This window comes from Streptomyces sp. NRRL F-2664 (assembly GCF_000719345.1).
Classification (GTDB): Bacteria; Actinomycetota; Actinomycetes; order Streptomycetales; family Streptomycetaceae; genus Streptomyces.
Window position 1 is genome coordinate 16,072 of record NZ_JOFX01000042.1, and the last position, 11,979, is coordinate 28,050.

Annotated in this window: 11 protein-coding genes; 6 read left to right on the forward strand and 5 right to left on the reverse strand. The window is 73.8% G+C overall.

Translation table 11 applies throughout. From position 1 onward, the window contains the following. Window positions 1–81: 81 nt before the first annotated feature. Together IF89_RS0128685 and IF89_RS0128690 are read left to right on the forward strand one after the other, a co-directional pair. On the forward strand, window positions 82–2,574 hold the full coding sequence (locus IF89_RS0128685) for a PIG-L family deacetylase (RefSeq protein ID WP_051807761.1): 2,493 nt from the start codon (window positions 82–84) through the stop codon (window positions 2,572–2,574). 250 nt (window positions 2,575–2,824) lie between these two features. Beyond that, entirely contained in the window at window positions 2,825–4,894 is a 2,070-nt protein-coding gene (locus IF89_RS0128690) for a PIG-L family deacetylase (RefSeq protein WP_030774216.1), read from the forward strand. A gap of 13 nt (window positions 4,895–4,907) precedes the next feature. Here the strand turns inward: IF89_RS0128690 and IF89_RS0128695 are convergent, their stop codons facing one another. From IF89_RS0128695 to IF89_RS0128705, 3 genes are all read right to left on the reverse strand, one after another. After that, window positions 4,908–5,573 (reverse strand): hypothetical protein, encoded by a 666-nt coding sequence (locus IF89_RS0128695; protein WP_051807763.1) that lies wholly within the window; start codon window positions 5,571–5,573, stop codon window positions 4,908–4,910. Window positions 5,574–5,756: 183 nt separating this feature from the next. Then, entirely contained in the window at window positions 5,757–6,011 is a 255-nt protein-coding gene (locus IF89_RS0128700) for a hypothetical protein (protein WP_234327901.1), read from the reverse strand. A 324-nt stretch (window positions 6,012–6,335) separates the two neighbouring features. Next, window positions 6,336–7,697 (reverse strand): glutamine synthetase family protein, encoded by a 1,362-nt coding sequence (locus tag IF89_RS0128705; RefSeq protein WP_030774225.1) that lies wholly within the window; start codon window positions 7,695–7,697, stop codon window positions 6,336–6,338. 172 nt (window positions 7,698–7,869) lie between these two features. Between IF89_RS0128705 and IF89_RS0128710 the strand changes: the two genes are divergently transcribed. From IF89_RS0128710 to IF89_RS0128725, 4 genes are all read left to right on the forward strand, one after another. Then, window positions 7,870–8,247, forward strand: a complete 378-nt coding sequence (locus IF89_RS0128710) for a hypothetical protein (RefSeq protein ID WP_030774227.1) — start codon at window positions 7,870–7,872, stop codon at window positions 8,245–8,247. Between the two features lie 56 nt (window positions 8,248–8,303). Further along, window positions 8,304–9,005, forward strand: a complete 702-nt coding sequence (locus tag IF89_RS0128715; RefSeq protein ID WP_030774229.1) for a DUF3105 domain-containing protein — start codon at window positions 8,304–8,306, stop codon at window positions 9,003–9,005. Next, window positions 9,002–9,685, forward strand: a complete 684-nt coding sequence (locus tag IF89_RS0128720; protein ID WP_030774231.1) for a DUF305 domain-containing protein — start codon at window positions 9,002–9,004, stop codon at window positions 9,683–9,685. The genes IF89_RS0128715 and IF89_RS0128720 overlap by 4 nt, the downstream gene beginning before the upstream one ends. Before the next feature lie 184 nt (window positions 9,686–9,869). Next, window positions 9,870–10,289, forward strand: coding sequence for a CBS domain-containing protein (locus IF89_RS0128725; protein ID WP_030774233.1), 420 nt, complete (start codon window positions 9,870–9,872; stop codon window positions 10,287–10,289). Between the two features lie 16 nt (window positions 10,290–10,305). On the opposite strand, the gene IF89_RS0128730 is transcribed toward IF89_RS0128725, so the two are convergent. Both IF89_RS0128730 and IF89_RS0128735 read right to left on the reverse strand, forming a co-directional pair. Further along, a complete protein-coding gene (locus tag IF89_RS0128730) occupies window positions 10,306–11,235 on the reverse strand; it encodes an alpha/beta fold hydrolase (RefSeq protein ID WP_051807765.1) in 930 nt (309 codons plus the stop codon). Continuing rightward, on the reverse strand, window positions 11,232–11,933 hold the full coding sequence (locus IF89_RS0128735; protein ID WP_043194528.1) for a DUF998 domain-containing protein: 702 nt from the start codon (window positions 11,931–11,933) through the stop codon (window positions 11,232–11,234). Before IF89_RS0128735 ends, IF89_RS0128730 begins: the two co-directional genes overlap by 4 nt. Window positions 11,934–11,979 lie beyond the last annotated feature (46 nt).

Genomic DNA, 11,979 nt, shown 5'->3' on the forward strand with positions numbered 1-11,979 from the left:
GCGTGGCTTATCGGATGATCCGAATACTTGTCGCGTGATGGGGCCCGCTCCCCGCCGACCGGCCACAAGGAGCCCCGCCCCATGCCCGACGGACACCCCCGACCGGGCCCCTGGCCGGGCGGAGTGCCGGTCCCGGAGGCGGATCCGGCGTACCGGCAGGAGGGGTACGGGCAGCACGGGCGGAGCCCGGAGGCCCGGCAGTACCACCAGACCCACCTGCCCGACCAGCCTCAACGCCCCGACGCGATGCGTCAGTTTCCCCACGCCTCGCAGCCGGGTGGGGACGGCCGACACGGCGGGGCCGGCGAGGCCGGCGCCCGTCCGGAGCAGCCCGCGGCCGTCGCGCCGCAGCAGGCACGGGCACCCCGTCGGCCAGCGGCTCCCGACGGGCCCGTACCGGCGTCAGCGGCCGGGACGCAGCGGCGTCGGGGTGGGCGGCCGGGCGCCGGGGAGGCGCGCCGGGGCCACCGGTGGGCCGGCCTCGTCAAGGGCGTCGCCCTCTGCGCGGCCCTGGCCGCCACCGGCATGTTCGTGGTCAGGGGCCACCAGGCCCTCGCCGGCCTCGACCGCTCCCCCGCGGCCCCGGACACCGCGGCCACCGCACCCGTGGCCGCCGGCGCCGTGCCCGACGCCGGCCGGGTGGTCCAGGTCGTCGCGCACCCCGACGACGACCTGTACTTCCTCAACCCCGACCTCCGGTACTCCATATCCGCCGGCCATCCCGTGACCTCCGTATACCTCACCGCGGGCGAGGCCGACGGAATAAACGCCGCCCCCGCCAAGGGCTCGACCGCCGCCACCCCGCCGACCGGCTCGACCGCCCCGGACAAGCCCGCCTACGCCGAAGCCCGCCAGAACGGCATCCGCGCCGCCTACGCCAAGATGGCCACCGGCGACCGCAGCAGCGCCTGGAAGCGGACCTCCGTACCGACGAAGGGCGGCGGCCACGCCGAGGTCGACGTCCTCATGGCCAAACCCCAGGTCCACCTCGTCTGGTTGCAGCTGCGCGAAGCCGGCCACGGCCACGCCGACGTCCCGGACAGCCTGCACGGCCTCTGGGACGGCAGGATCACCCGCCTGGAGTCGATGCTCTCTTCCGGCACCCCGGTCAAGCAGCGGTTCGCGTACTCGAAGGACCAGGTCGTCCGGACGCTCGCCGGTGTCCTGGAGCAGTACCGGCCCACCACCCTCCGCTTCCAGGACCCGACCCCCGGCCGGTACCCGGACACCCGGCAGTACACCGACCATCAGGACCACCTCTACGGCGCCCGCTTCGTGCAGATGGCCGCGGCCGCCTACGCCGAGGACGTCAGGGACCGCCCGCACTTCGCGGTGCAGAACTACGTCGGCTACGTCAACGGCTCCCTCCCCAGCGCGCTGGACCCGCAGGAGGCGAAGGAAAAGCTGGACAGCCTCGACACCTACGCCTGGCTCGACCGGCAGAACCACTGCGGCAGCGACGCCGGTTGCGGCGACCTCAAGATCTCCGACCGCCCGGCCGGCAACCGCTGGACGGACACCGTCCACTACGCCGGCGGCACCGGCACCAACTGGCTGACCTCCGACGAGGACCACGGCCTGTGGGCGTTCGCGGTGCTGGACGGCCGGGTCGCCGTCTGGCACCGACCCGGCCCGGTCGGCCCCTGGCGCGGCCCCGACCTGCTGCCCGGGGCCGGCATGGACCCGGGCGTGTCCGCCGTGACCCTGGAGGACGGCCGCATCGCGGTCTTCGGTACCCGTACCTCCTTCGGGGCACGGCCCGCCGACTACCGCCGTGAGGTCGTCCACACGATCCAAAGGGCGCCCGGCACCGAGGAGTTCGGGGAGTGGCAGTCGCTCGGCACGCCCGAGGCCGCCGACGAGACGTCGACCTCCGACATCAGCGCGCCGGCCGTCTCGGTCGACGGCACCGGGCGACTGGCGGCGTACGTCCGCGACGGCGCCCACGGTCTGCGCGGCCGGGTGCAGCAGGCCGACGGCGGCTGGGGCCCGTGGGAGCGGTACGGCGGTGAGGACCTGCACGGCGCTCCGGTCACGGCGACCGACGGCGCGGGGCGGCGCATCGTCCTGGCCGCGACGACGAAGTCGGTCGTCGGCTGGGCGCAGCCGGAGCCGGGCGCTCCGCTGGGCCGGGCCACGGCCACCGGGCTGCCGGACACCACGCTGCCGCTGACGGCGGAGGGCCGCGAGGGCGGGGTACGGCTCTGGTTCCGCAAGCCCGGCTCGGGCAACGTCCGTACGGCACTGCTGACGGCCGAGGGCGGGCTGAAGGTCAACCACATGACCGACCTCGGCGGGCTGAACGGCTTCGGGTCGGTGACGGCGAGCGGGCACGTGCTGGCGGGCCGAACGGCGGGCGGGCAGCTGGGCTCGGAGGTCGGGCCGGGCCGGCCGTGGGGGCGGTCCCCGCTGATGTTCGTCGGGGCGCCGTCCTCGACGATGACGGGGAGGAACCTGGTCAGCCTGGCCGTGGTGGGGCTCGACGCACGCCTGTACGTGACCTCGTCGGCGGACGCCCCGGACGCCTACCTGGCGCCGTGGCAGCCGGTGGGCCCGCGCAACGCGGCACCGTGACATGCCGCGTGGCGGCACGGTGAAGCGCCGCAAGACGCACGGTTGACACGCCGCGGACCACATCCGTCAGCCCCCGGACAGCAGCAGTCATCGGCCGTTGCGGTGAACCAAGTCCGCCGATTCGGACTCTTTCTGACTGCTCAACGAATCAGTTCGCTGTCCTGTCCAGTCCTGTCCGGTCCTGTCCTGACCTGTTCCGTCCTGTCCTGTCCCGTCCTGCCCTGCCCGGACCGAACCCAAGGCGTGCCCGATGCCCGTGACCCGTCGCCGCTTCGCGGTCCTGCTCACCGTGCTGACAGCCGGCACCACCGGCGTACTCTCCGTCCTCTCCGTGGCCTCCGGCCAGCAGGCCTCCGGGGCCGCCCAGGGGAAGAACCCGACGGTCGCGCTGCCCGCGAGCGTCACCGCCGGATCGGTCGTCCAAGTCGTCGCGCACCCCGACGACGACCTGTTCTTCATGAACCCCGACCTCAGCCGCTCCCTCCGGTCCGGCACCCAGGTCACCACCGCCTACCTCACCTCCGGCGAGTCCGACGGCCGCAACCAGGCGCAGGGCGACGCCGCCCGCGATCCCGAACAGCCCGCCGACCGCGCCCACTACGCGGAGGCGCGGCAGAACGGCATACGCTCCGCCTACGCCCAGATGGCCACCGGCGACCGCACCAGCGCGTGGCGGCGCACGGCCGTGCCGACCGCCGGCGGCGGCCGCGCCGAGATCGACGTACTCATAGCGAAGCCGCAGGTCAGCCTGGTGTGGCTGATGCTGCGCGAGGCCCGCAGCACCGGAGGGGACACGCCCGAGAGCCTGCGCGGCCTGTGGAACGGCCGAATACCCGCGCTGGAGTCCCAGCTCACCACCGGGACCCCGGTCAAACAGGGCTTCTCGTACACGAAGGACCAGCTGATACAGACGGTGGCGGGGGTCCTGGAGCAGTACCGGCCCACGACGCTACGGATGCAGGACCCGACGCCCGGCCGGTACCCGGAGAGCGGCCGCTACACCGACCACCAGGACCACATGTACGGCGCCCGCTTCGTGCAGGCCGCCACCGCCGCCTACGCCCAACAGGTGCAGCGGCGCCCGCACTTCTCGGTGCAGAGCTACCTCGGCTACCACAACAGCACGCTCCCGCACTCGCTGGACCCGCAGACGGCCGAGGCGAAGACCGGCTACCTGCGGACCTACGCCTGGCAGGACCACCAGGACCACTGCGGCAGCCCCTCGGGATGCGGCGACCGCAAGGTCGCGGGCAACCCGACCGGGCGCAACTGGGCCCAGTCGCTGCGCTACACCCGCGCCGACCACGCGTCCTGGCTGACGGAGGGGACGCCGGGCCGCCTGTGGGCGTTCACGGTGCTGGACGGCCGCATGGCGTACTGGCGGCGCGACGCCGGCGGCGTCTGGGAGAAGCCCGTCTTCCTCACGGGTCCGGGCGCCGAACCGGGCATCGACCCGGGGGCGACCGCCGTCCGGCTGCCCGACGGGCGGGTCGGCGTCCTCGCCACCCGCACCGCCCTCGGCCCCGCCCCCGCCGACTACCGGCGCGAGGTGGTGTACGCCGTCCAGTCCGCGCCGGACGGGACGTTCGGGGCGTGGCAGTCGCTCGGCACCCCCGAGCAGGGCGACGACGACGGCACCTCGGCGATCAGCGCCCCCGCGGCCGGCGTGGACGGGCGGGGACTGCTGACGGTCTACCTGCGCGACGCGCGCCGCACGCTGCGCGCGTCCACCCAGCAGCCGGACGGCGGTTTCTCGCCCTGGCAGCGGCTGGGCGGCGAGGACCTGCAGGGCGACCCGGTCACGGCGGTCGACGCCGCCGGGCGGCGGCACGTGTACGCGACGACGACGGCCTCGGTGCTCGCCTGGACCCAGGCCGACCCGGACGGCCCGCTGCGCGGGCCCTCACCGACGGGCCTGCCCGCCACGACGGTCCCCCTGACGGCGTCCCCGGACGGCGCGGGCGTCCGCCTGTACTTCCGGCGCCCCGACTCGGGGGTGGTGCGCACCGCCGTGGTCACGGCGGGCTCCGCGACCCGGCCCCAGGTCTCCAGCGTCACGGAGGCGGGCGGCCGGGCCGGCTACGGCGCGGTCGGCGCGGCGGGCCGCCACGTGGCGGGCCGCGCCGACAGCGGCACGATCAGCACCTCCGGCCTCGGCGGCCCCCCGGCCTGGGCCGAGTCGCGCATGCTCTTCGCGGGCGCCCCGGCGGCCGTCCTGGAACCGGACGGCACCACCACCACGACGGTCCTCGGCCTTGACGCCGAACTCCACACCTCGACCACCCGGAACCACCCCACCTGGCACCGCGCAACCCGCTGAACGCCTCCGGGCCTCAGGGGGTGGCCGCCAGGAGGGCGCGGACGCGGTCGGGGGTCCAGGTGCCGGTGGCGCCCGGGCAGGTGGAGAGGTAGCCGGCGGTGTCCTGTGCCGTCCAGGGGCCGGACTCCAGAAGGCCGGCGGCCAGGTGGCGCAGGTACGCGGCGGACGGGGTGCGCAGCTCGACGTCCCCGAGGGTCCACGGGGCGGTGAAGGTGACCACGGGGATCCCCTCGATCGTGCCCGGGCAGACGAGCGTCTCGTACCGGCCGGGGCCGAGCGCGTGGCGGCCGTCCCGCAGGACGGGCGTGAGGTCGAGGTCCGCCCCCGGTTCCCGGTACATCTCCTGTGCGGCGATGTCGGACAGCTGACCGGTGGTCACCAGGTGGGCGCGTCCGCGGATCCGGCCCGGGGCGTCGGGGTCGTAGAAGCCCCGGCCGCCGGTCCACACCAGCGACTCCGTGGCGAAGTACAGGCTGCCGTCGAGCTCGACCGGGATGGAGCGCTCCGGTGGCCGCCGGTCGCGGCAGCCCGGGTGGGCGTGCGCCGCCCCGGGCGGGATGCCGCCGGCGATGTAGGCGGTGAGCCGGTGCATGTGCATGTTGGAGCCGTAGGAGGCGTACCAGACGCGCTCGGGGACGGGCATCGCCCGGCCCAGGGGGCGGGCGGTGTGTACGTCCATGCACGGGTCCTGGGGGTGCGGCTGCGGGTGTCCATCGGATCGCCTGCACGCTCGGACCGGATCGCATGCGCCCGACCGGGCAAAGTTCTCCCCAAGAGCTCCCGCGCCGGAGTTCCCGCGCCGGGGACGCCGCGGGGGCGGACGACGTCGCCGTCGGTCCGCCCCCGGGCGCGGGGCGCCGGATCAGGCACCCAGGTGGTTGCCCTTCGCCCACTCTAGCTCGCCGTCGGTGAGGCAGGTGGAGGTGTAGATCGGGCCCGTGAAGCCCGGCTTGGTGGCGGGCACCGCGGCGAGCGAGGAGCAGTTCGACGAGAAGCCCGCGCGGCCGCCGGAGAAGTAGTCGATGTCGACCCCGTCGTTGGCCAGGGCGGCACCGGCCCCGCCCAGCAGGATGCCGGCGGCCAGGACGGACGCGGTGACAGCAGAACGAATACGCATGACTCCCCTAAGGATCTGTGGAACGACGACGCGCTGGTCGATGTGCGCGTCGGCCGGTCCAACGCCCGGAGGCACCGCCGGGAACGGCAGTTCACTCCAATGCCCGCGGCTGTATCGTTTCGACAACGCGCGCCCCCTGGGCACGCCCCCCGTGTCCCCGTGCCCACCATGGCCGGCACCGCGCCACTTGCGCCGCACTCCCCAGTCCCGGGCGGCGGCAGGCACGCAGCATGGCCGGACTCCCGCCCGGAGATCGCAGAAGGGCCCTCGGCCGCATGCGGCCGAGGGCCCTTCCCCAGCTGACGTACTGCTGCTGACCTGCCCTTACAGGACCGGGAGGTTCTTGCGGAGTTCGAAGGCGGTGACCTCCGAGCGGTATTCCTCCCACTCCTGCTTCTTGTTGCGCAGGAAGAAGTCGAAGACGTGCTCGCCGAGGGTTTCCGCGACCAGTTCGCTGCGCTCCATCAGGGAGATGGCCTCGCCGAGGTTCTGCGGCAGGGGTTCGATGCCCATCGCCCGGCGTTCCGCGTCGGAGAGGGCCCAGACGTCGTCGTCGGCGCCCGCCGGGAGTTCGTAGCCCTCCTCGATGCCCTTGAGGCCGGCCGCCAGGAGGACGGCGTACGTGAGGTACGGGTTGGCGCCCGAGTCGATCGAGCGGACCTCGATGCGGGAGGAGCCCATCTTGCCCGGCTTGTACATCGGGACGCGGATGAGTGCCGAGCGGTTGTTGTGGCCCCAGCAGATGTACGAGGGAGCCTCGCCGCCCGCGCCGGCGCTGCGCGAGGAGCCGCCCCAGATGCGCTTGTACGAGTTGACCCACTGGTTGGTGACCGCGGCCGTCTCCGCCGCGTGGCGCAGCAGGCCCGCGATGAAGGAGCGGCCGACCTTCGAGAGCTGGTACTCGGCGCCCGACTCGTAGAAGGCGTTGCGGTCGCCCTCGAAGAGGGACAGGTGGGTGTGCATGCCCGAACCGGGGTACTCCGAGAACGGCTTGGGCATGAAGGTGGCCTGGACGCCCTGTTCGAGGGCGACCTGCTTCATGACCAGGCGGAACGTCATGATGTTGTCGGCCGTGGAGAGGGCGTCGGCGTAGCGCAGGTCGATCTCCTGCTGTCCCGGTGCGCCCTCGTGGTGGCTGAACTCCACCGAGATGCCCATCGATTCGAGCATCGTGATCGCCTGGCGGCGGAAGTCCATGCCCACGTTCTGCGGGGTGTGGTCGAAGTAGCCGGAGTTGTCGGCGGGCACCGGGCGGCTGCCGTCCAGCGGCTTGTCCTTCAGCAGGAAGAACTCGATCTCCGGGTGGGTGTAGAAGGTGAAGCCCAGGTCGGAGGTCTTGGCCAGGATGCGCTTGAGGACGTAGCGGGGGTCCGCGAAGGACGGGGAGCCGTCCGGCATGAGGATGTCGCAGAACATCCGGGCCGTGCCGGGGGCCTCGGCGCGCCACGGCAGTATCTGGAACGTGCCCGGATCCGGCTTGGCGATCATGTCGGACTCGTAGACCCGCGCGAAGCCCTCGATGGCGGAGCCGTCGAAGCCGATGCCCTCGTCGAAGGCCTGCTCCAGCTCCGCGGGGGCGACCGCGACGGACTTCAGGAAGCCCAGTACGTCGGTGAACCACAGGCGCACGAAGCGGATGTCGCGCTCCTCAAGCGTCCGGAGGACGAATTCCTGCTGCTTGTCCATGCCTTCATCCTCGCAGTTCAGACGGCCTGTGCACCACCGCCCGACGGGTCGCGGCACAGTCGGGTCGGCCCAGTATCGCCAGCGGTGGTTTCCGCCACATTACGCACCCGGGAAAGCTCGCGGCACCCCCGCACTGACCTCCGGCCGGTCATGAGCATTACCATCTGCGCCCATGGGGGGCCGGGAGTACGCGCAGCGGGGGCGTCGTGGACGTTCCGCGCTCCGGCGTGCCGTCCTGCTGGCGGTCCTCGGGGCGCTGGCGGGCGCGCTGTTCCTGTGTGCGCGCCCCGCTGAGCCGCACGCCGCCGCCCCCGAGGTGCGGGCGCACGGAGCGGAGCACGTCGTCTGCGTGTCCCCGTACGAGCCGCCCGGCTGTTCCCCCCTCGCGCACGTGACCCCGGCCGTGCCGCCCGTGCCGCCGCCCGCCGTGACCGTGCCGGGCGGCGGGCCGCAGCCCGGCGCCCGCGCCCGGGCCGCGGGGCGGACCGGGTCGCCCGAGCCGCTGGCGCGCGCCCCCGACCTGCATGTTCTCCAGGTGCTGCGGACCTGACGGGTCCGGTTGTGCGTTCCGTCCACCCCCCTCATCAGAAGAAGGAACCAGGGCACATGGCCAGCAAGTCCGGCAGGACCCCCCAGCACACCGACCCGACCTCCCGCCAGGCGCGCATAGCCGAGATGCGCCGCGCCGAGAAGGCCCGGGAGCGGCGCAACAAGGCGATCGCGATCACCGTCTCGTCGGCCGTCGTCGTCGGTCTCGTCGGTTTCGGCGCCTGGGTGCTGATCGACCAGAAGCAGGCCGAGCAGCGCAAGCAGGAGGCCGCGGAGCAGCTCCGCAAGGAGGCGGAGGAGATCCGCAAGAAGCCCGTCGAGGGCGAGCAGCTGTGGGACGTGAAGAAGCTCGGCCGCAACCACGTCGAGACGCCCGTGACGTACGAGATGAACCCGCCCGTCGGCGGTGACCACCACCCCCGCTGGATGAACTGCAACGGCGACGTCTACAAGACCCCGCTGCCCGAGGTGAACGCCGTCCACTCGCTGGAGCACGGCGCCGTCTGGGTGACGTACAACGACAAGGCCGCCCCGGCCGAGGTCGACAAGCTCGCCGAGACCGTCGGCAAGACCCCGTACACGCTGATGAGCCCGGTCAAGGAGCAGGCCGGCGCGATCATGCTCAGCGCGTGGGGCAAGCAGCTCACGGTGGACAGCGCGGACGACCCCCGGGTCAAGCAGTTCCTGACCAAGTACGTGCAGGGTGAGCAGACCCCGGAGCCCGGTGCGGCCTGCACGAACGGTCTGGCGGCGAAGTGAGCCGCGCGATTCCCCGTACGTACTGGGTCGCGGGGACGGCCGTGCTGCTGGCGCTGCTGTTCGCGGCGGCGGCCACGGTCGCCGCGGCGAACGGCGGGTCCGCGGCCCGGCCCGCCTCCGGGGCCGCCCCGCGCACGCCGGGGCTGCACTCCCCCGACGCCGGCTTCGCCCGGGACATGGCGGTCCATCACCAGCAGGCGGTGGAGATGTCCTTCGTCGTCCGGGACCGCACCCAGGACGAGGCGGTGCGCACCCTCGCCTACGACATCGCCAACACCCAGGCCAACCAGCGGGGCATGCTCCTGGGCTGGCTGGACCTGTGGGGGCTGCCGAAGGTGGTGGCCGGTGAGCCGCCGATGTCGTGGATGGGGGGCTCGGCGGGCCACGGCGGGCACGCCGGCCACGGCCCGGCCGGGCCCGGGTCGCTGATGCCCGGCATGGCCACCAAGGAGGAGCTGGAGCAGCTCGGCGCCGCCTCGGGGCGGGACGCGGAGGTGCTCTTCCTCCAGCTGATGACCGACCACCACAAGGGGGGCGTGGCGATGGCCGAGGGGTGTGCGCAGCAGTGCGGGACCCCGGTCGAGCGGGAGCTGGCGCAGGGCATGGTCGACGCGCAGCGCTCCGAGCTCACCTTGATGGCGGACATGCTGAGGCAGCGCGGAGCCACCCCGCGCGGGTGACGGGACACGCTCGTACGGTGGGGGGAGGCGCCCTCTCACCCGTACGGGCGTGTACTGCGCCCGACCTGCCCGGCAGTACGGACGGCGGTAGGGCGATCCGGCCGGCCGCACGCACGCGAGAGGGGACGCCCGGCCGGGTGCGCCCGCAGCCGGCCGCCAACGGCGTGCTGAGGAGGTTTTCTTCATGACCACCGCCGCAGACATCATGCACCCCGGGGCCCAGTGGATACCGGCGCACGAGACGCTCGACCGGGCGGCCGAGCTGATGGCCCGGCTCGATGTGGGTGCGCTGCCGATCAGCGACTCCGACGAGCGGTTGTGCGGGATCGTCACCGACCGCGACATCGTCGTGCACTGCGTGGCGAAGGGCCTGGACCCGTCGAAGACGACGTGCGGGGACATGGCCCGGGGCACCCCGCGCTGGATCGAGGCCGAAGCGGACGTGTCCGCCGTGCTGGACGAGATGGAGAGCCACCGGATCAAGCGGCTGCCCGTGATCAAGGAAAAGAGGCTGGTCGGCATGATCAGCGAGGCCGACCTCGCCCAGCACCTGTCCGACGAGCAGCTGGCCGGCTTCGTCGAGAAGGTCTACGCCCGGCAGTGACGCGGGCCCGTCCCCTTCACCCGTCCCCGTCCGCCGTCCCCCGACCGCCCGTCTCCACCACCGCCCGGGCCACCTGGTCCGGGCGGTCCAGCATGACCAGGTGGCCGGCGGGCTCGGCCACCTCGAACCGGGCGCCCAGCCGGTCGGCGAGGTCCGCCTGGCGCCCGAGCCAGCGCAGTGCACCGCGCCCGGCCGATCCGTCGTGGCCGGCGAGGACGGTGGCGGGGGCGGTCAGCGGCCGGGCGGCGCGCAGCACCAGCAGCTCGGCGGCCATGTCCGGGTAGCGGGAGTTCTCCAGCAGCGCGCCGCGCCAGACGCGGCCGGTGCGGTAGCAGCGGCGTACGAGGTCCCGCGCGGCCGGGTCGCCGCCGCCGGTGCGGGAGGCCCGTACGGTGGCGCGCCGCGCCGCGGGGCCCACCGCGGCCGGCAGGCCGGCCGCCGTCACGGCCCGGCCGGCGAGGCGTGCCGCGCCGGTGCGCAGCGCCGCCGGCAGAACCGTACGGGGATCCTCCTCGACGCTGGCGTCGACCAGCACCAGGGCGGCCGTGCGCTCCGGGTGGAGGCGGGCGAAGCCCTCGGTGTGGAAGGCGGCGATCGAGTGCCCGACGACGGTGACCGGGGCTGCGCCCGGCCCGCCGTACCCCAGCGCGTCGAGCAGGCCGGCGATCCGGTGGGCCTCCCCGGCGGTCGTGGGCGGGGCGGTGGCCGGGCCGCTCAGGCCGTGCCCGGGGCGGTCGAAGCGGACGACGGTGCGGCCCGCGGCGACGAGCAGGGCGGCGACCTCGTCCCAGTCGAACCAGGCCATGGCCAGTCCGGCGCTGAGCACGCACACCGGCCCCCGGCCCTCGACGAGTACGTGCAGCGGCACCCCGCCGACGCGTACGAACGCGCCCGTTCCTCCCCGGCCTGCCGGGTGCGGCGTCCCGGACGGTTCGTACGCGGTCATGTCCGGCGTTCCTTGAGGACGGAGTACGCGAGCAGGACCAGCCAGATCGCCACGAGCAGGACCTGGAGCCGCTGACCGGCCCCCAGCGCCCAGGTGCCGCGGCCGGCCGTGAACATCGCGATGGCGGACAGGGTCCAGGCGGTGGCGAGCAGCTCCAGGACGACGAGTGCGGGGCCGTAGCGGGCGAGCGGGGCGAACCAGCCGTAGCGGCGGGCTGCGACGGTGAGGGCCACCAGGCCCACGAGGGCGCCCGTCATGGCGAGGCTGCTGCTGACGGTGTGGGCCTGGTGGGTGGCGGGTACCAGCCCGGCGGTCTCGCGGGCGGCGCACTCCGGGTCCGCGGTGGGCGTGCAGCTCAGCGGGAGCCATGCGTCGGCCGCGGTGGCCGCGCCGAAGAGGGTGACACCGGCCCAGCCGACGACCGCCCACGCGCGGCGGGACTCGGCGTACTTCAGCAGCCGTACCAGGGCCAGCAGGCCGCCGGCGAAGGCGAGCATTCCGGCGGTGAAGTCGGTGGCCCGGAAGAGGCCGCCGAGCGGTTGGTCCTGGGCGGCGAGCTCGCTGACGTACGTCTCGATGGGGTTGAGGCCGGTGGAGAGGACGACTTCGAGCACCCACGCGGTGTAGGCCGCGCCGGCGAGGCCGATCAGCAGGGCGACCGGCCGGGCGGTGCGCGGAGTGAGCCCATATGGGGACATAGTGTGACTAATCCTAAGCAAGCTCGGGGTCGTACCTCCGGCCGGA